General features: G+C 66.6%; 15 protein-coding genes and 2 rRNA genes. 10 read left to right on the forward strand and 7 right to left on the reverse strand.

From position 1 onward, the window contains the following. Window positions 1–53 precede the first annotated feature (53 nt). From ACT1U9_RS24750 to ACT1U9_RS24760, 3 genes are all read right to left on the reverse strand, one after another. A complete protein-coding gene (locus ACT1U9_RS24750) occupies window positions 54–719 on the reverse strand; it encodes a transglycosylase SLT domain-containing protein (RefSeq protein ID WP_444534855.1) in 666 nt (221 codons plus the stop codon). A gap of 268 nt (window positions 720–987) precedes the next feature. Continuing rightward, window positions 988–2,076 carry an S-adenosylmethionine:tRNA ribosyltransferase-isomerase gene (locus tag ACT1U9_RS24755; protein WP_444534856.1) on the reverse strand — a complete coding sequence of 363 codons (1,089 nt, stop codon included), beginning with the start codon at window positions 2,074–2,076 and terminating at the stop codon, window positions 988–990. Further along, a complete protein-coding gene (locus ACT1U9_RS24760) occupies window positions 2,073–2,768 on the reverse strand; it encodes an SDR family NAD(P)-dependent oxidoreductase (protein WP_444534857.1) in 696 nt (231 codons plus the stop codon). Before ACT1U9_RS24760 ends, ACT1U9_RS24755 begins: the two co-directional genes overlap by 4 nt. Window positions 2,769–2,995: 227 nt before the next feature. Here ACT1U9_RS24760 and ACT1U9_RS24765 point away from each other — a divergent pair, with 227 nt between their 5' ends. The 3 genes from ACT1U9_RS24765 to ACT1U9_RS24775 all read left to right on the forward strand — a co-directional run bounded on the left by ACT1U9_RS24765 (window position 2,996) and on the right by ACT1U9_RS24775 (window position 5,178). Then, window positions 2,996–4,141, forward strand: a complete 1,146-nt coding sequence (locus tag ACT1U9_RS24765) for a GAF domain-containing sensor histidine kinase (protein WP_444534858.1) — start codon at window positions 2,996–2,998, stop codon at window positions 4,139–4,141. Beyond that, window positions 4,134–4,775, forward strand: coding sequence for a response regulator (locus tag ACT1U9_RS24770; RefSeq protein WP_444534859.1), 642 nt, complete (start codon window positions 4,134–4,136; stop codon window positions 4,773–4,775). The genes ACT1U9_RS24765 and ACT1U9_RS24770 overlap by 8 nt, the downstream gene beginning before the upstream one ends. Before the next feature lie 160 nt (window positions 4,776–4,935). Beyond that, window positions 4,936–5,178 carry a chaplin gene (locus tag ACT1U9_RS24775; RefSeq protein WP_444539234.1) on the forward strand — a complete coding sequence of 81 codons (243 nt, stop codon included), beginning with the start codon at window positions 4,936–4,938 and terminating at the stop codon, window positions 5,176–5,178. A gap of 86 nt (window positions 5,179–5,264) precedes the next feature. Here ACT1U9_RS24775 and ACT1U9_RS24780 read toward each other — a convergent pair whose 3' ends face one another. After that, window positions 5,265–6,065 carry a hypothetical protein gene (locus ACT1U9_RS24780; protein WP_444534860.1) on the reverse strand — a complete coding sequence of 267 codons (801 nt, stop codon included), beginning with the start codon at window positions 6,063–6,065 and terminating at the stop codon, window positions 5,265–5,267. Between the two features lie 137 nt (window positions 6,066–6,202). Here ACT1U9_RS24780 and ACT1U9_RS24785 point away from each other — a divergent pair, with 137 nt between their 5' ends. From ACT1U9_RS24785 to ACT1U9_RS24800, 4 genes are all read left to right on the forward strand, one after another. Further along, complete coding sequence (locus ACT1U9_RS24785; protein WP_444534861.1) at window positions 6,203–6,994, forward strand: ABC transporter ATP-binding protein; 792 nt, start codon at window positions 6,203–6,205, stop codon at window positions 6,992–6,994. Between the two features lie 59 nt (window positions 6,995–7,053). Next, a complete protein-coding gene (locus ACT1U9_RS24790) occupies window positions 7,054–7,476 on the forward strand; it encodes an NfeD family protein (RefSeq protein ID WP_444534862.1) in 423 nt (140 codons plus the stop codon). 79 nt (window positions 7,477–7,555) lie between these two features. Further along, window positions 7,556–8,485, forward strand: coding sequence for an SPFH domain-containing protein (locus tag ACT1U9_RS24795; RefSeq protein ID WP_444534863.1), 930 nt, complete (start codon window positions 7,556–7,558; stop codon window positions 8,483–8,485). Between the two features lie 133 nt (window positions 8,486–8,618). After that, on the forward strand, window positions 8,619–9,392 hold the full coding sequence (locus ACT1U9_RS24800; protein WP_444534864.1) for a sulfite exporter TauE/SafE family protein: 774 nt from the start codon (window positions 8,619–8,621) through the stop codon (window positions 9,390–9,392). Between the two features lie 165 nt (window positions 9,393–9,557). Here the strand turns inward: ACT1U9_RS24800 and ACT1U9_RS24805 are convergent, their stop codons facing one another. From ACT1U9_RS24805 to ACT1U9_RS24815, 3 genes are all read right to left on the reverse strand, one after another. After that, window positions 9,558–10,064 carry an HNH endonuclease gene (locus tag ACT1U9_RS24805; protein WP_444534865.1) on the reverse strand — a complete coding sequence of 169 codons (507 nt, stop codon included), beginning with the start codon at window positions 10,062–10,064 and terminating at the stop codon, window positions 9,558–9,560. Between the two features lie 157 nt (window positions 10,065–10,221). Beyond that, complete coding sequence (locus ACT1U9_RS24810) at window positions 10,222–10,758, reverse strand: YbhB/YbcL family Raf kinase inhibitor-like protein (RefSeq protein WP_444534866.1); 537 nt, start codon at window positions 10,756–10,758, stop codon at window positions 10,222–10,224. A gap of 41 nt (window positions 10,759–10,799) precedes the next feature. After that, entirely contained in the window at window positions 10,800–11,567 is a 768-nt protein-coding gene (locus ACT1U9_RS24815) for a sporulation protein (RefSeq protein ID WP_444534867.1), read from the reverse strand. Between the two features lie 85 nt (window positions 11,568–11,652). Here ACT1U9_RS24815 and ACT1U9_RS24820 point away from each other — a divergent pair, with 85 nt between their 5' ends. From ACT1U9_RS24820 to ACT1U9_RS24830, 3 genes are all read left to right on the forward strand, one after another. Next, window positions 11,653–12,294, forward strand: coding sequence for a DNA-3-methyladenine glycosylase (locus ACT1U9_RS24820; RefSeq protein ID WP_444534868.1), 642 nt, complete (start codon window positions 11,653–11,655; stop codon window positions 12,292–12,294). A 527-nt stretch (window positions 12,295–12,821) separates the two neighbouring features. Beyond that, window positions 12,822–14,347: ribosomal RNA gene (locus tag ACT1U9_RS24825) — 16S ribosomal RNA — on the forward strand. Window positions 14,348–14,627: 280 nt separating this feature from the next. Then, window positions 14,628–17,748 (forward strand): 23S ribosomal RNA (locus tag ACT1U9_RS24830). Together the 16S and 23S rRNA genes form the textbook arrangement of a ribosomal RNA operon. Window positions 17,749–17,763: the final 15 nt, after the last annotated feature.

Genomic DNA, 17,763 nt, shown 5'->3' on the forward strand with positions numbered 1-17,763 from the left:
CCGGGGTGCCGCCCTCTCGCCGTCTGCCGTCTGCCGTCTGCGTCAGTCAGCGATCAGTAGGCGCCGTTGACGTTGTCGATCGAGCCGTAAGTCTTCGCCGCGTAGTTGGCCGCGGCGGTGATGTTGGCGACCGGGTCGTAGATGTTGCTCGACGTGCCGGGCACGTGGAAGGCGTTGAACGTCGGCTGGATGACCTGGAGCAGGCCGATCGACGGGGTGCCGTTGACGGCGTTGATGTCCCAGCCGTTGACGGCGTTCGGGTTGCCGGTCGACTCCCGCATGATGTTGCGGTACAGACCGTTGTACGAACCCGGGATGCCCTTGTCCTTCATGATGTCCAGGGACTGACGGATCCAGCCGTCCAGGTTGTTCGTGTAGACCGGCTTGCGGGCGGCGGCGCGGCTCGCGGCGGCGTCCGCCTCGCGCTTCTTCGCCTCGGCCTCGGCCTTGGCCTTCACGTCGGCCTCGGCCTGCGCCTTGGCCAGCTTGACGGCGGTGACCTGCTGCTTGGTGATGCTCTCCGCGACGTTCTTCGCGTTGGCACCGGCGGCGGTGACGGAGAAGGAGGCCGGCTCGGCGGCCACTGCGGTGCCCGACTCGCCGCTGCCCGGCAGGACCGAGAAGGCGAGGGCGGCGGCACCGAGGGCGGCGACGCCGGCAAGCGAGATCTTGTGCGTCTTGTTCAGACGACTGTGACCAGGGTTGCTGGACTCGGGCATGGCTGTTGGACCTCTTCCGAATGACGGGGACGGCACACGAAAGCGCCGCGGCGTGGAGCCGCAGCGCTGTGCGACGGGAGCCATTCTTAGCGGCCGCAAAATCCCGTGGCAAAGGTGTGACCTACGAAGCCGGATAGTGGATCAGGGGCGGGGAAAACCTGCTCCCCGCCCCCGCTCGCCCCGCTCACAGCGTCTTTATCCGTCCACTACGCTGCTTCGTAAGTGATGTGCGTCCTATGCCCGGGCTCACATCGGTCTTGTGTCGGTTTCACCATCCGTTGCAAGAGCAATTCGGTGAGTGACGGTTGTCGTCCGGAAGTATGAGGTGGACGTCGCCGAACTCGTGCCAGAGATAGAGCCCGGCCAGAGCCTCGGTGTACGCGGCGCCGATCGCGGCCCGCCCCGCGATCGCCTCCAGCATCAGCAGATGCGAGGCCTCCGGCTCGTGCAGCCCGGTCAGCAGCCCGTCCACGACGCGTACCCCGCGCCCGGGCGTGACAACCAGATCCGTCCACCCCGACGCCGCCCGCACCACCCCGTCCGGCCCGGCCGCCGACTCAAGGGCGCGTACGGCGGTGGTGCCCACGGCCACGATCCGCCCGCCGCCCGCCCTGGCCGCGTTCACCAGCCACGCTGTGGCCTCCGAGACCTCGAAGCGCTCCGGATAGGGCGGCTCGTGCGCCTCCGCCGAGGCCACCCCCGTATGCAGGGTGATCGGCGCGAACTGCACACCCCGCCGCACCAGCTCCGCGACCAGCTCCACCGTGAAGGGCCGCGCCGCGCTCGGCATCTCCGCCGAGCCCGCCCCGTCCGCCGTCGGCAGTGCGAAGACCGTCTGATAGGCGGAGAGCGGCTGGTCGCCCGCGGTGTAGGAGTACCGGATGGGGCGCCCGTAGCGCCGCAGCAGCCCCGGCACGTCCGAGGTGTCCGTCCGCGCCCACCACAGCCGGTCCCCGTCCGCGCTGAGTGCCTCCTCCAGGACGAGCCGGTGCCCGCCCGGGAGCGCCACCGCCGTCCACGCGCGCGTACCGGTGCGCCGGCTGGTGCTGCCCGAGGGCTCCGGCGTGCGCAGCTCGACCGCCCAGCGCCCGTCCGGGCCCAGCGTCGAGAAGTGCACCACCACCGGCTCACCGTCCGCCGTGCCGTCGACGGCCGACGGCATGGTGGCCGACGTATTGACCACGAGTACGTCCCCGGCCCGCAGCTGCCCGGCCAGCTCCCGGAACGCGTGGTGCGTGACCTCGGTGCCCCGTGACACCAGCAGCCGTACGTCGTCCCGCCCCGAGCCGCGCACCTCGGCGGGCACGGACGCCAGCAGTTCCTCGGGCACCTGGACGGCGATGTCGGTCGTCATCATTCCCCCGCCACCAGAGCCGGGGCCGTGTAGCGCCCGCTGGCCGGGCGCTCGTCGAGGAGCCGCAGGAAGCCGGGCACCACCGACGCGGGCTCGGGCCGCCCGTCCTCGTCCCCGGGCACGGCGGCCCGGTACAGATCGGTCGCCATGTCTCCCGGATCCACCGCCCACACCCGCAGCCCCGGCTCCTCCACCGCGAGCACCGCCGCCAGCTGGTCGAGCGCCGCCTTCGACGCCCCGTAACCACCCCACGTCTCATACGCCTCGGCGGCCGCGTCCGAACTGACCGCGATCACCGCCCCCGCAGACGAAGCCCGCAGCAGCTCCAGCGACTCCTGTACGAGACCCAGCGCCGCCACCACATTGGTCTCAAGCGCCGCCCGGAACCCGTCCAGCGGCTGCTTCTGAAGCGGTACGAGCGGCTCGGCGCCCAGCGCGCTCGCGTTGTGCACCAGCAGATCGAGCCCGCCGAGCTCCTCGGCCGCAGCCACCAGGGCGCGGCGGTGGGCGGCGTCGGTGACGTCCCCGGCGAGCGGGACGACCTTGCTGCCGTGTGCGTCGAGCCCGTCGGCGCTCTCCTTCAGTACGGACGCGGTCCTGGCGTCCAGTACGAGATCCCAGCCCCGCGCGGCCAGTGCCCGCGCCAGTGCCCGGCCGAGCCCCTTCGAAGCCCCGGTGATGATCGCTACCGGCATGATGTCCGTCCCCTCGGCGTGTGCCCGTTCGTCGGTGCCCGTCGTCTCTTCCTGTCGGCGGACCGGGCTCCTCCCGCCGACAACCTCAGCGTCACTCCCCGTACGTCCCGTCCGCCTCAGCCGCCCGCCCCAGCCGATCAAGGCACTTCGACCTAGTCCGCGGGTCCTAACCCACGGCCGTCCACAGGCGGATACGCACCGTCACACCCCACGGGTACGGTGATCCCATGAGTCACCGACCGAGCTCCGGCCTCGCCGCCGTCAGCACCGCGCTCCTCGCGATGAGCAGGCATCTTGAGGTCCGCGACGTCCTCAAGACGATCGTCGCGTCGGCGCGCGAGCTGCTGGACGCGGAGTACGCGGCGCTCGGCGTCCCCGACGACCACGGCGGCTTCGCCCAGTTCGTGGTCGACGGCGTCAGCGACGAGCAATGGAAGGCGATCGGTCCGCTGCCGCGCCAGCACGGCATCCTCGCGGCGATGCTGCACGAGGAGAAGCCCGAGCGGATCGCCGATGTGCGCAAGGACCCCCGCTTCGGCGGCTGGCCCGCCGCGCACCCCGACATGTCCGACTTCCTGGGCGTGCCGATCCGCGACGGCGAGGAGACGGTGGGCACCCTCTTCCTCGCCAACAAGCGCTGCCCCAAGCCCGACGGCGGCTGCGGCTTCACCGAGGACGACGCCGCACTGCTGGGCATCCTCGCCCAGCACGCGGCGATCGCGCTCACCAACGCCCGTCTTTACGAGCGCAGCCGCGAGCTCACCATCACCGAGGAGCGCACGCGCCTCGCGCACGAGCTGCACGACGCGGTCAGTCAGAAGCTGTTCTCGCTGCGGCTCACCGCCCAGGCCGCGGCCGCCCTCATCGACCGCGACCCGGCCCGCGCCAAGGGCGAGCTCCAGCAGGTGGCCGTGCTCGCCGCCGAGGCCGCCGACGAGCTGCGCGCGGCCGTCGTCGAGCTGCGCCCGGCCGCCCTGGAGGAGGACGGCCTGGTCAACACCCTGCGTACGCAGATCCAGGTGCTCGACCGCGCCCACAGCGCCGAGGTCACCTTCGAGAACTGCGGGGTGCGGGCGCTGCCGCCCGCCCAGGAGGAGGCGCTCCTGCGCGTCGCCCAGGAGGCCCTGCACAACGCCCTGCGCCACTCGCAGGCACAGCACGTCTCCGTCGTCCTGGTACGGCGCGGCCACGGCGCCGCCCTGCGGGTCGTCGACGACGGCCAGGGATTCGAGCCCCGCGCGGTCCGCCGGGCCGGCCGCCACCTCGGCCTGGTGTCGATGCGGCACCGGGCGAGCGGCGTCGGGGGCCGGCTCATCGTGAAATCGGCACCCGGCCAGGGCGCCACGATCGAGATGGAGGTGCCAGGTGGCTGACAGCATCAAAGTGCTCCTGGTCGACGACCACCAGGTGGTCCGCCGCGGACTGCGTACGTTCCTTGAGGTCCAGGACGACATCGAGGTCGTCGGCGAGGCCGCCGACGGCGCCGAGGGGGTCGCCCGGGCCGAGGAGCTGAAGCCCGACGTCGTCCTGATGGACGTGAAGATGCCCGGCATGGACGGCATCGAGGCGCTGCGCAAGCTGCGCACGCTCGCCAACCCGGCGAAGGTCCTGATCGTCACCAGCTTCACCGAGCAGCGCACGGTGGTGCCCGCGCTGCGGGCGGGCGCGGCGGGCTATGTGTACAAGGACGTCGACCCGGAGGCGCTGGCCGGGGCGATCCGCTCGGTCCACGCGGGCCATGTGCTGCTCCAGCCCGAGGTCGCGGGCGCGCTGCTCTCCCAGGACGACGCGGGCACCGGCCAGGGCCGGGGCACCTCGCTGACCGAGCGCGAGCGCGAAGTCCTCGGCCTGATCGCGGACGGCCGCTCCAACCGCGAGATCGCCCGGGCGCTCGTCCTCTCCGAGAAGACCGTCAAGACGCACGTCTCCAACATCCTGATGAAGCTGGACCTCGCGGACCGCACCCAGGCGGCGCTGTGGGCGGTACGGCACGGGGTGGCGGGGTAGCCGTCGGGCCGACGATCCGTAAATACGGATCGTCATGCTCCGGTGAGAGATTCATACCGTCGGGTGGATGTCACCCGTCCGGCGCATCCCTCCGGTACGACAGGCGTTCTTCATGGCGTGCTGCGGCGCTCCGCCGCAGCGGGACCAGGAGGAACCTGAAGTGAAGAACCTGAAGAAGGCCGCCGCCATCACCATGGTCGCCGGTGGACTCATGGCCGCCGGTGCCGGCGCGGCCTCCGCGCACGGAGCGGACGCCCACGGCGAGGCCAAGGACTCCCCGGGCGTGGTCTCCGGCAACCTGATCCAGGCCCCGGTCCACGTCCCGGTCAACGTCTGCGGCAACACGATCAACGTCGTCGGCCTGCTGAACTCGGCCTTCGGGAACGAGTGCCAGAACGACTGACTGCGGCGAGGGTTCAAGGGGGGTAGGGGGTACAGGGGCGCGCTCCTGAGGGGGCCCGGGGGTGGAGCCCCCGCACCCCCCGCCCCCTACCCCCGCTCCTTCTCCTCCACCACCGCGTTGTACGCCGCCACCCGCGCCCGCCGGGCCACCCGCTCGACCGGGCGCAGCACCGCACTACGGGCCGCCAGTTCCGACGCGCTCACCGCGCCCGCCACGGAGCGCCCCTCGGCCGCCTGCGCCACCGAGACGAGCAGCCCCACCCGCCGGGCCAGCTCCAACACCCGTACCGCACGCGGCGGGTAGCCCGGCGCCAGGACCTCCTCGCCGGAGCCCAAGACCTCCGCCCGCGCCCGGTACGCGTCGATCGCCGCCTCCGCCGCCGGACCCGCCCCGGCGATGTCGAGCCGCGTCAGCGCCGCCGTCGCGTCCCACAGCGCCTCCGCGAGCTCCCGCTCCGCCTCCCCGAGCGAGGGCACATCGGCGGGCGGCGCCTGACGTACCGCGAGGCAGTGCCACACCACCTCGGTGTGCACATCACCGGTCGGCCCCGCCTCGCGGACCTCGGGCACCAGACCGTGCGGCGCCCCGAAGCCGACCACCGCCTCCCCGGCCTCCAGCGCCCGCGCGTTGAACTCCGGCGGCCCGCTGAGCCCCAGCGGATGCCCCGGCGCGGGCAGCGCGACCCGGAAGCCGGAGACGCCGAGAGCGCGCAGCCGACCGAGCGCCAGCGTGAGTCCCACCGGCGCCGCCTCCCCGGGCAGCCCCGCCACCCGGTGCACCGTGTCGTCCCCGACGATCGCCAGCGCGGCGTCGTCCGGCGAAACTTTCCCGGCCAACAGGGCATTTCCCCATGCGGCCAGCCGACCTGAACGTGGTTCCGAGAACATGGCCCCAGCCTAGGGACTGGCCCTCACGGCAGGTCCACTCCGTCAGTGGCGTAGGTTTTGTCTGGGAGATTTCCCGGGGCCCTGCCCACAGGCACAGCCCGGACCTCAAGACGATTGCATGGGGAGACAACGCGCTCATGAGCGATGTACTGGAGCTGGTGGACGTATCCGTGGTCCGCGACGGACGCGCTCTGGTGGACGACGTCTCCTGGTCGGTCAAGGAGGGCGAGCGCTGGGTGATCCTCGGCCCCAACGGCGCCGGCAAGACCACCCTCCTCAACATCGCCTCCAGCTACCTCTTCCCGACCACCGGCTCGGCGACGATCCTCGGCGACCGGCTCGGCAAGGTGGACGTGTTCGAGCTGCGCCCGCGCATCGGCATGGCCGGTGTCGCCATGGCCGACAAGCTGCCCAAGCGCCAGACCGTGCTCCAGACGGTGCTCACCGCCGCGTACGGCATGACCGCCACCTGGCAGGAGCAGTACGACGCCGTCGACGAGGAGCGCGCCCGCGCCTTCCTCGACCGGCTCGGCATGACCGACTACCTGGACCGCAAGTTCGGCACCCTCTCCGAGGGCGAGCGCAAGCGCACCCTCATCGCCCGCGCGATGATGACCGACCCCGAGCTCCTGCTCCTCGACGAGCCCGCCGCCGGTCTCGACCTCGGCGGCCGCGAGGACCTGGTGCGCCGGCTCGGCCGGCTCGCGCGCGACCCGTTCGCGCCCTCGATGGTCATGGTCACGCACCACGTCGAGGAGATCGCCCCCGGCTTCACCCACGTCCTGATGATCCGCCAGGGCAAGGTGCTCGCCGCCGGCCCCATGGAGACCGAGCTGACCTCCCGCAACCTCTCGCTCTGCTTCGGGCTCCCGCTCGTCGTCGAGCACCGCGGCGACCGCTACTCCGCGACCGGCCTCCCGCTCGCCTGACGCCCGGCCGTTCAAAGGTGCACTGTCCGTGACGGGGTGCCCGGACCTACCATGACCTCGTGAACGCATGGGTTTGGTGGCTGATCGCAGCAGCGGGTCTGGGCATCCCCCTCGTACTGACCGCGATGCCGGAGTTCGGCATGATGGCCGTCGGCGCTGTCGCCGGCGCCGTCGGCGCGGGCCTGGGCCTGGGCACCGTCGCCCAAGTCCTCGTCTTCCTCGCGGTCTCGGTCGCGCTCATCGCCGTCGTACGGCCCATCGCGGCCCGGCACAGCAGCGAGCGGCCCCAACTCGCCACCGGAATCGACGCGTTGAAAGGCCGTCAGGCGGTCGTCCTGGAAAGAGTCGACGGCAGTGGCGGCCGGATCAAGCTCGCGGGCGAGGTCTGGTCGGCCCGTACGCTCGACGACGGCCAGTCCTTCGAGCCCGGCCAGCAGGTCGATGTGGTCGAGATCGACGGAGCGACTGCCATCGTGATGTGAACCATGCCAGGATCATCCGGGCCGGGAGCGCCAGCGCTTCCGGGCACTTCCTAGAGGCAAGAGAGGCACGGGGAACGCGATGCAACCGATCATCATCGTCCTGATCATTCTGGTGGTGCTGGTCTTCATCGCCCTGATCAAGACCATCCAGGTGATCCCGCAGGCCAGCGCCGCCATCGTGGAGCGCTTCGGCCGCTATACGAGGACGCTGAACGCCGGACTGAACATCGTCGTCCCGTTCATCGACTCGATCCGCAACCGCATCGACCTGCGCGAGCAGGTCGTGCCGTTCCCGCCCCAGCCGGTGATCACCCAGGACAACCTGGTCGTCAACATCGACACCGTCATCTACTACCAGGTGACCGACGCCCGGGCCGCCACCTACGAGGTCGCCAGCTACATCCAGGCCATCGAGCAGCTCACCGTCACCACGCTCCGCAACATCATCGGCGGCATGGACCTGGAGCGGACCCTGACCTCCCGCGAGGAGATCAACGCGGCCCTGCGCGGCGTCCTCGACGAGGCCACCGGCAAGTGGGGCATCCGCGTCAACCGCGTCGAGCTCAAGGCGATCGAGCCGCCGACCTCCATCCAGGACTCGATGGAGAAGCAGATGCGCGCCGACCGTGACAAGCGCGCCGCGATCCTCCAGGCCGAAGGTGTCCGGCAGTCGGAGATCCTGCGCGCCGAAGGTGAGAAGCAGTCCGCGATCCTGCGCGCCGAAGGCGAGGCCAAGGCGGCCGCGCTGCGCGCCGAGGGCGAGGCCCAGGCGATCCGTACGGTCTTCGAGTCCATCCACGCGGGCGACCCCGACCAGAAGCTCCTCTCCTACCAGTACCTCCAGATGCTCCCGAAGATCGCCGAGGGCGACGCCAACAAGCTCTGGATCGTGCCCAGCGAGATCGGCGACGCGCTCAAGGGCCTGTCCGGCGCGTTCGGCAACCTCGGCAGCGGAGTGCCCGGCTTCAACACGGGCTCCGAGCGCCGCGAGGAACCCCCCGTCGACTGACGCGAGTTGGCGCCACGGTGGCGCGAAGTCCATGATGCGACCCGGACGACTGTCTCCTCCACACAAGCGTGCATGATCAGTACGGCCCCTCGACCTCCATGGCGGGGAGGCGTCTCACTGATTGTGTAAGGAGATGGCCTTGCCCATCTGGGAAGCACTCGCGGTCTTCGCGGCCGGCGTCGGCGCCGGCACCATCAACACGATCGTCGGCTCCGGCACCCTGATCACCTTTCCCGTGCTGCTGGCCACCGGTCTTCCGCCGATCACGGCGAACGTGTCCAACACCCTCGGCCTGGTCCCCGGCTCCATCAGCGGGGCCATCGGCTACCGGGGCGAACTGACCGGCCAGCGCCACCGGGTGCTGCGCCTCGGCGCCGCCGCCCTCATCGGCGGACTGACCGGCGCGATCCTGCTGCTCGCCCTGCCGTCGAAGGCGTTCGACGCGATCGTCCCCGTACTGGTCGGCCTGGCCCTGCTGCTCGTCCTGTTCCAGCCGCGCATCGCCGCCGCGCTCAAGCGCCGCCGCGAGGCCACCGGCACGGAGACCAACCCCGACGGCGGCGTACTGCTCCTCGTCGGCCTCTTCTGCGCCAGCATCTACGGCGGCTACTTCGGCGCCGCCCAGGGCGTCCTCTATCTCTCCCTGATGGGCCTGCTGCTCCATGAGTCCCTGCAGCGGATCAACGCCGTCAAGAACATCCTCGCCGCCGTGGTCAACGGCGTCGCGGCCCTCTTCTTCCTCTTTGTCGCCGACTTCGACTGGACGTCGGTCCTCCTCATCGCCGTCGGCTCGACGATCGGGGGCCAGATCGGCGCGAGGGTCGGCCGCCGCCTGAAGCCCGCGGTACTGCGCGGCGTGATCATCGCGGTGGGGGTGGTGGCGATCGTGCAGCTGGTGCTGCGGTGAGAAAAAACCTGGGGGGTGACCCACCGCGATAAAGCGGTGGGTCACCCCCCAGGTATTTAGGGGCGCGGGGAACTGCGCGACCAGCCACGCACGGCCCGCAGTCGAATTACTGCACCAGCGGCGCCGCCGCGCACGGTCCGCAGTCGTAAAACTGCACGCGCAGTGCTACGCGGCCCCCCGAGCCAACCACTCCGGCAGAGCGGACCGATCCCCGGCCGCCATCCCGAGCAGCATCGCGTCGGCGGGCGACGGCACAAACGGCTGACGCAACAGCGGCATCGCCGCCTCCTCCGGCGTCCGATCCGCCTTGCGGTGGTTGTCCTCCGCGCACGACGCCACCGTGTTCAGCCAGCTGTCCCGCCCGCCCTGGGCCCGCGGCACCACATGGTCCACGGTCGTCGCGCGCCGCCCGCAGTACGCGCAACGGTGCTGGTCCCGGACCAGCACACCCCTTCTCGACCACGGAGCCTGTCTTCGGAACGGCACCCGTACGTACCGGCAGAGCCTGATCACCCGCGGCACCGGTATCTCGACGGCGGCCGCACGCATCCTGAGCTCGGGATGCTCCTGCTCGACGACGGCCTTGTCCTGGAGGATCAGCACCACGGCACGGTTCAGCGTCACCGTCGAGAGCGGCTCGAAGCTCGCGTTCAGTACCAGTGTGTCCCGCATAATGCCCACCTCCGCGTAGTGCCGGCCCACCCCCTGGCGGGCTTGGATCAACTCTGGCCGGGCTTGCCACAACGGACAACGCATTAAAAATGCCCTGCTCTGATCTCTCCAAGACCAGAGCAGGGCAAACAATGAAGGAACGATCAGCTACCCGGAGTCAGCTGTTCGAAGGACCGGTGTACGTGCCGATCAGCTGGGCGCGTCCCAGTGCGTGGAAACGCAGATGGAATCCGACGGCGGCGCAGGAGGCGTCCGCGTCCGGCCCCAGCTTCTCCGAATCCACCGCGTAAACGGTGAACACATAGCGGTGCGACTCCCCGGCCGGCGGAGCGGCGCCGCCGAAGTCCTTCGACCCGTAGTCGTTGCGGACCTGGACCGCCCCGGCCGGCAGCCCCTCGAACTTCCCGCTGCCCGCGCCCGTCGGCAGCTCGGTCACCGACGCCGGGATGTCGAACACCACCCAGTGCCAGAACCCGCTGCCCGTCGGCGCGTCCGGGTCGAAGCACGTCACCGCGAAGCTCTTCGTCCCGGCCGGGAACCCCTCCCACCGAAGGTGGGGCGAGGTGTTCCCCGCCGCGTAGACCTGGGCGTCCTTCAATACCGCGCCTTCTTGGACGTCCTCGCTCACCACGGTGAACGACGGCACCTCGGGGTGGAAGTCATGGGGAAGCGGCGGCCTCTTGAGCTCGCTCACGCGTGCACCTCCTGATCGGTAACCAGTGATTGGGGCCGAGCCTAGAACCAGTTGCGCCTGCCGCCGACCTCCGCCAGCCACTGGTGCAGATACGCGGCCCAATCCGTCCCCTGGTAGTCGTACAGACCGACCTGGAACGAGCGGTACGAGTCGCTGCCCTCGCTGAACAGGCCCGGCTTCTTGTCCATCTCCAGGACGACGTCCATGGCGCGGTCGTCCGCGACGAACGTCAGCTCCACCTGGTTCAGCCCGCGGTACTCCGACGGCGCGTAGAACTCGATCTCCTGGTAGAATGGAAGCCGCTGCCGCGTCCCACGGATGTGCCCGCGCTCCATGTCCGCGCTCTTGAAGCGGAAGCCCAGCTTGATGAAGGCGTCGAGGATCGCCTGCTGTGCGGGCAGCGGGTCCAGATCGCCCGCGTCGATGGCGCGCGCGATCTCCAGCTCCGTCGTCACGCCGATGTGCATTCCGCGCAGCGGCTGCCCGTCGACGGTCGTGACCGGCGTCTCCCAGGGGATCTCAAGCCCGAACGGCACCACGTGCACTGCGCCCGCCTTCACCTCGAAGGCCCCGCCGAGCCGCACCTTGGTGAACTCGATGTCCTGCTTGGTCTCGTGGTCACCGCCCTCGACCTCGACGCGCGCCTGCAAGCCGACCGAGAGCCCCTCGATCTGCTGGTCCACGGACCCGCCCTGGATGCGCACCTCGCCCTGGACGACACCGCCCGGCACGACATTGGCCTCGGTCAGCCCGGTCTCCACCGAAGCGCCCCCGGCCCCCAGGCTCGCAAGCAGACGCTTGAACCCCATGCTGTTCCCTCCATAGATCCTGCCCCTTGTGAACGCGCAGCCTCGGGCTCCGGTTCCGCGCCGCCAACCGCTACGCTCGTACGCCATGATCGCGGGCCCCGAACGTATGCCACTTCCACGCGCCTTCTTCGACCGCCCTGTCCTGGAGGTCGCCCCCGACCTGCTCGGCCGCACCCTGGTGAGAAGCACCCCCGACGGCCCGGTCGAGCTGCGCCTGACCGAGGTGGAGGCGTACGACGGAGCCAACGACCCGGGTTCCCACGCCTTCCGGGGCCGGACCGCCCGCAACGGCGTGATGTTCGGCCCGCCCGGACACGCGTACGTCTACTTCACCTACGGGATGTGGCACTGCCTCAACCTGGTGTGCGGCCCCGAGGGCCGGGCGAGCGGGGTGCTGCTGCGGGCGGGCGAGATCCAGGTGGGCGCGGAGCTGGCCCGCAAACGTCGAATCTCGGCCCGAAATGACAAGGAACTGGCCAAAGGCCCGGCCCGCCTGGCCACGGCCCTGGACATCGACCGGGCCCTGGACGGTACGGACGTCTGCACCGCCCCCGGCGCCCCGCTGTCCGTACTTACGGGCACGCCCGCAGCCCCCGACCTGGTGCGCAGTGGTCCGCGCACGGGAGTGGGCGGCGAGGGAGCCCCACATCCCTGGCGGTTCTGGATCTCTGACGACCCGACAGTCAGCCCCTACCGAGCCCATCAGCCACGCCGCCGCGCAACTTGACTCGGCCCCGCCGGACGCCTAACGTAGCCCGAGCCGCTTGAGACGGGCCCTGCTGTTCAGCAACCCGAAGCGGCCACCCACTACCTACGGCTGACCCGAACGGGTCCCTGTTTCGGCATGCCGAAATTCGGATCCAGCGGCTCGATTATGAGCGGCCGGGGAAATCGGCTAAAGTAGTGACCACGCCGAAAGGGAAAGCGCGAAAGCGAAAACCCCGGAAAGCAAATCCCGCCGACACGGGAATCGGACGCGAAAGAGTCTGATAGAGTCGGAAACGAAGGAAGCGCCCGGAGGGCCCGGAAACGGGAACAAAGGAAGCGTCCGTACCTTGAGAACTCAACAGCGTGCCAAAAGTCAACGCCAGATTGACAACCCCGGCCTGCCAGTGATGGTGGGTTGGAGGTTCCTTTGAAAAGTCCATCCGCTTGCGGGTGGCAACAACACAGCGAGGACGCTGAGGACAACTGGTCATATTCCGACCGGGTTGTTCCGCTCTTTCGTGGTGTGCACCGGATTACCGGTAAACATTCATGGAGAGTTTGATCCTGGCTCAGGACGAACGCTGGCGGCGTGCTTAACACATGCAAGTCGAACGATGAAGCCCTTCGGGGTGGATTAGTGGCGAACGGGTGAGTAACACGTGGGCAATCTGCCCTTCACTCTGGGACAAGCCCTGGAAACGGGGTCTAATACCGGATACGACCTGGAAGCGCATGCTTCTGGGTGGAAAGCTCCGGCGGTGAAGGATGAGCCCGCGGCCTATCAGCTTGTTGGTGGGGTAATGGCCTACCAAGGCGACGACGGGTAGCCGGCCTGAGAGGGCGACCGGCCACACTGGGACTGAGACACGGCCCAGACTCCTACGGGAGGCAGCAGTGGGGAATATTGCACAATGGGCGAAAGCCTGATGCAGCGACGCCGCGTGAGGGATGACGGCCTTCGGGTTGTAAACCTCTTTCAGCAGGGAAGAAGCGCAAGTGACGGTACCTGCAGAAGAAGCGCCGGCTAACTACGTGCCAGCAGCCGCGGTAATACGTAGGGCGCAAGCGTTGTCCGGAATTATTGGGCGTAAAGAGCTCGTAGGCGGCTTGTCACGTCGGATGTGAAAGCCCGGGGCTTAACCCCGGGTCTGCATTCGATACGGGCTAGCTAGAGTGTGGTAGGGGAGATCGGAATTCCTGGTGTAGCGGTGAAATGCGCAGATATCAGGAGGAACACCGGTGGCGAAGGCGGATCTCTGGGCCATTACTGACGCTGAGGAGCGAAAGCGTGGGGAGCGAACAGGATTAGATACCCTGGTAGTCCACGCCGTAAACGTTGGGAACTAGGTGTTGGCGACATTCCACGTCGTCGGTGCCGCAGCTAACGCATTAAGTTCCCCGCCTGGGGAGTACGGCCGCAAGGCTAAAACTCAAAGGAATTGACGGGGGCCCGCACAAGCAGCGGAGCATGTGGCTTAATTCGACGCAACGCGAAGAACCTTACCAAGGCTTGACATATACCGGAAAGCATTAGAGATAGTGCCCCCCTTGTGGTCGGTATACAGGTGGTGCATGGCTGTCGTCAGCTCGTGTCGTGAGATGTTGGGTTAAGTCCCGCAACGAGCGCAACCCTTGTTCTGTGTTGCCAGCATGCCCTTCGGGGTGATGGGGACTCACAGGAGACTGCCGGGGTCAACTCGGAGGAAGGTGGGGACGACGTCAAGTCATCATGCCCCTTATGTCTTGGGCTGCACACGTGCTACAATGGCCGGTACAATGAGCTGCGATGCCGTGAGGCGGAGCGAATCTCAAAAAGCCGGTCTCAGTTCGGATTGGGGTCTGCAACTCGACCCCATGAAGTCGGAGTTGCTAGTAATCGCAGATCAGCATTGCTGCGGTGAATACGTTCCCGGGCCTTGTACACACCGCCCGTCACGTCACGAAAGTCGGTAACACCCGAAGCCGGTGGCCCAACCCCTTGTGGGAGGGAGCTGTCGAAGGTGGGACTGGCGATTGGGACGAAGTCGTAACAAGGTAGCCGTACCGGAAGGTGCGGCTGGATCACCTCCTTTCTAAGGAGCACAGTACCGATTGCAGGCAAATGTTCTGCACGGTCAGCTCATGGGTGGAACGTTGACTATTCGGCACTTCCGGAAAGATTTCACTAGTACTGCTTCGGCGTGGAACGTGAGAGACGATCTGGGAGGGCCGGGCACGCTGTTGGGTGTCTGAAGGTGCGGCCGGTAAGGCCAAAGTCTTCAGTTGCCGGCCCCAGTGCACTCACTACTTGTTGGTGGGGTGATGGGTGGCTGGTCGTTGTTTGAGAACTGCACAGTGGACGCGAGCATCTGTGGCCAAGTTTTTAAGGGCGCACGGTGGATGCCTTGGCACCAGGAACCGATGAAGGACGTGGGAGGCCACGATAGTCCCCGGGGAGCCGTCAACCAGGCTTTGATCCGGGGGTTTCCGAATGGGGAAACCCGGCAGTCGTCATGGGCTGTCACCCATGCCTGAACACATAGGGCATGTGGAGGGAACGAGGGGAAGTGAAACATCTCAGTACCCTCAGGAAGAGAAAACAACCGTGATTCCGGGAGTAGTGGCGAGCGAAACCGGATGAGGCCAAACCTATGACGTGTGAGACCCGGCAGGGGTTGCGTCGTGGGGGTTGTGGGATCTCTCTTTCACAGTCTGCCGGCTGTGAGACGAGTCAGAAACCGTTGATGTAGGCGAAGGACATGCGAAAGGTCCGGCGTAGAGGGTAAGACCCCCGTAGCTGAAACATTGACGGCTCGTTTGAGAGACACCCAAGTAGCACGGGGCCCGAGAAATCCCGTGTGAATCTGGCGGGACCACCCGCTAAGCCTAAATATTCCCTGGTGACCGATAGCGGATAGTACCGTGAGGGAATGGTGAAAAGTACCGCGGGAGCGGAGTGAAATAGTACCTGAAACCGTGTGCCTACAAGCCGTGGGAGCGTCGCATACGTGCTTGCACGTATGTCGTGACTGCGTGCCTTTTGAAGAATGAGCCTGCGAGTTAGCGGTGTGTAGCGAGGTTAACCCGTGTGGGGAAGCCGTAGCGAAAGCGAGTCCGAACAGGGCGATTGAGTTGCACGCTCTAGACCCGAAGCGGAGTGATCTAGCCATGGGCAGGTTGAAGCGGAGGTAAGACTTCGTGGAGGACCGAACCCACCAGGGTTGAAAACCTGGGGGATGACCTGTGGTTAGGGGTGAAAGGCCAATCAAACTCCGTGATAGCTGGTTCTCCCCGAAATGCATTTAGGTGCAGCGTCGTGTGTTTCTTGCCGGAGGTAGAGCACTGGATAGGCGATGGGCCCTACCGGGTTACTGACCTTAGCCAAACTCCGAATGCCGGTAAGTGAGAGCGCGGCAGTGAGACTGTGGGGGATAAGCTCCATGGTCGAGAGGGAAACAGCCCAGAGCATCGACTAAGGCCCCTAAGCGTACGCTAAGTGGGAAAGGATGTGGAGTCGCAGAGACAACCAGGAGGTTGGCTTAGAAGCAGCCACCCTTGAAAGAGTGCGTAATAGCTCACTGGTCAAGTGATTCCGCGCCGACAATGTAGCGGGGCTCAAGCGTACCGCCGAAGTCGTGTCATTGCAGCATGAGGGCCAACGCCCGCTGTGATGGGTAGGGGAGCGTCGTGTGCCGGGTGAAGCAGCAGCGGAAGCTAGTTGTGGACGGTTCACGAGTGAGAATGCAGGCATGAGTAGCGATACACACGTGAGAAACGTGTGCGCCGATTGACTAAGGGTTCCTGGGTCAAGCTGATCTGCCCAGGGTAAGTCGGGACCTAAGGCGAGGCCGACAGGCGTAGTCGATGGACAACCGGTTGATATTCCGGTACCCGCTTTGAAACGCCCAATATCGAATCCATTAATGCTAAGGCCGTGAAGCCGCCCTGGAGTCTTCGGACAAAGGGGAGTGGTGGAGCCGCTGATCCAAGGTGGTAGTAGGTAAGCGATGGGGTGACGCAGGAAGGTAGTCCAGCCCGGGCGGTGGTAGTCCCGGGGTAAGGGTGTAGGGCGCTGTCTAGGCAAATCCGGACAGCATGAAGCCTGAGACCTGATGCCGAGCCGATTGTGGTGAAGTGGATGATCCTATGCTGTCGAGAAAAGCCTCTAGCGAGTTTCATGGCGGCCCGTACCCTAAACCGACTCAGGTGGTCAGGTAGAGAATACCGAGGCGTTCGGGTGAACTATGGTTAAGGAACTCGGCAAAATGCCCCCGTAACTTCGGGAGAAGGGGGGCCATCACCGGTGATGAGTCTTGCACTCTGAGCTGGGGGTGGCCGCAGAGACCAGCGAGAAGCGACTGTTTACTAAAAACACAGGTCCGTGCGAAGCCGTAAGGCGATGTATACGGACTGACGCCTGCCCGGTGCTGGAACGTTAAGGGGACCGGTTAGTCACATTTCGGTGTGGCGAAGCTGAGAACTTAAGCGCCAGTAAACGGCGGTGGTAACTATAACCATCCTAAGGTAGCGAAATTCCTTGTCGGGTAAGTTCCGACCTGCACGAATGGCGTAACGACTTCTCGACTGTCTCAACCATAGGCCCGGTGAAATTGCACTACGAGTAAAGATGCTCGTTTCGCGCAGCAGGACGGAAAGACCCCGGGACCTTTACTACAGTTTGATATTGGTGTTCGGTTCGGCTTGTGTAGGATAGGTGGGAGACTGTGAAGCAGCCACGCCAGTGGTTGTGGAGTCGTCGTTGAAATACCACTCTGGTCGTGCTGGATGTCTAACCTGGGTCCGTGATCCGGATCAGGGACAGTGTCTGATGGGTAGTTTAACTGGGGCGGTTGCCTCCTAAAGAGTAACGGAGGCGCCCAAAGGTTCCCTCAGCCTGGTTGGCAATCAGGTGTTGAGTGTAAGTGCACAAGGGAGCTTGACTGTGAGACCGACGGGTCGAGCAGGGACGAAAGTCGGGACTAGTGATCCGGCGGTGGCTTGTGGAAGCGCCGTCGCTCAACGGATAAAAGGTACCCCGGGGATAACAGGCTGATCTTCCCCAAGAGTCCATATCGACGGGATGGTTTGGCACCTCGATGTCGGCTCGTCGCATCCTGGGGCTGGAGTCGGTCCCAAGGGTTGGGCTGTTCGCCCATTAAAGCGGTACGCGAGCTGGGTTTAGAACGTCGTGAGACAGTTCGGTCCCTATCCGCTGTGCGCGTAGGAATATTGAGAAGGGCTGTCCCTAGTACGAGAGGACCGGGACGGACGAACCTCTGGTGTGCCAGTTGTCCTGCCAAGGGCATGGCTGGTTGGCTACGTTCGGGAGGGATAACCGCTGAAAGCATCTAAGCGGGAAGCCTGCTTCGAGATGAGTATTCCCACCTCCTTGAGAGGGTAAGGCTCCCAGTAGACGACTGGGTTGATAGGCCAGATGTGGAAGCCTCGTAAGGGGTGGAGCTGACTGGTACTAATAGGCCGAGGGCTTGTCCTCAGTTGCTCGCGTCCA

This window comes from Streptomyces sp. BR1 (genome assembly GCF_052373795.1).
GTDB lineage: Bacteria > Actinomycetota > Actinomycetes > Streptomycetales > Streptomycetaceae > Streptomyces.

Coding starts and splice junctions, on each gene's coding strand:
- ACT1U9_RS24760 (WP_444534857.1), bottom strand. CDS start 2,768: ATGCCGGTAGCGATCATCACCGGGGCTTCGAAGGGGCTCGGCCGGGCA.
- ACT1U9_RS24755 (WP_444534856.1), bottom strand. CDS start 2,076: ATGATGACGACCGACATCGCCGTCCAGGTGCCCGAGGAACTGCTGGCG.
- ACT1U9_RS24750 (WP_444534855.1), bottom strand. CDS start 719: ATGCCCGAGTCCAGCAACCCTGGTCACAGTCGTCTGAACAAGACGCAC.
- ACT1U9_RS24805 (WP_444534865.1), bottom strand. CDS start 10,064: ATGCGGGACACACTGGTACTGAACGCGAGCTTCGAGCCGCTCTCGACG.
- ACT1U9_RS24815 (WP_444534867.1), bottom strand. CDS start 11,567: ATGGGGTTCAAGCGTCTGCTTGCGAGCCTGGGGGCCGGGGGCGCTTCG.
- ACT1U9_RS24785 (WP_444534861.1), top strand. CDS start 6,203: ATGAGCGATGTACTGGAGCTGGTGGACGTATCCGTGGTCCGCGACGGA.
- ACT1U9_RS24800 (WP_444534864.1), top strand. CDS start 8,619: ATGGCCTTGCCCATCTGGGAAGCACTCGCGGTCTTCGCGGCCGGCGTC.
- ACT1U9_RS24765 (WP_444534858.1), top strand. CDS start 2,996: ATGAGTCACCGACCGAGCTCCGGCCTCGCCGCCGTCAGCACCGCGCTC.
- ACT1U9_RS24795 (WP_444534863.1), top strand. CDS start 7,556: ATGCAACCGATCATCATCGTCCTGATCATTCTGGTGGTGCTGGTCTTC.
- ACT1U9_RS24820 (WP_444534868.1), top strand. CDS start 11,653: ATGATCGCGGGCCCCGAACGTATGCCACTTCCACGCGCCTTCTTCGAC.
- ACT1U9_RS24780 (WP_444534860.1), bottom strand. CDS start 6,065: ATGTTCTCGGAACCACGTTCAGGTCGGCTGGCCGCATGGGGAAATGCC.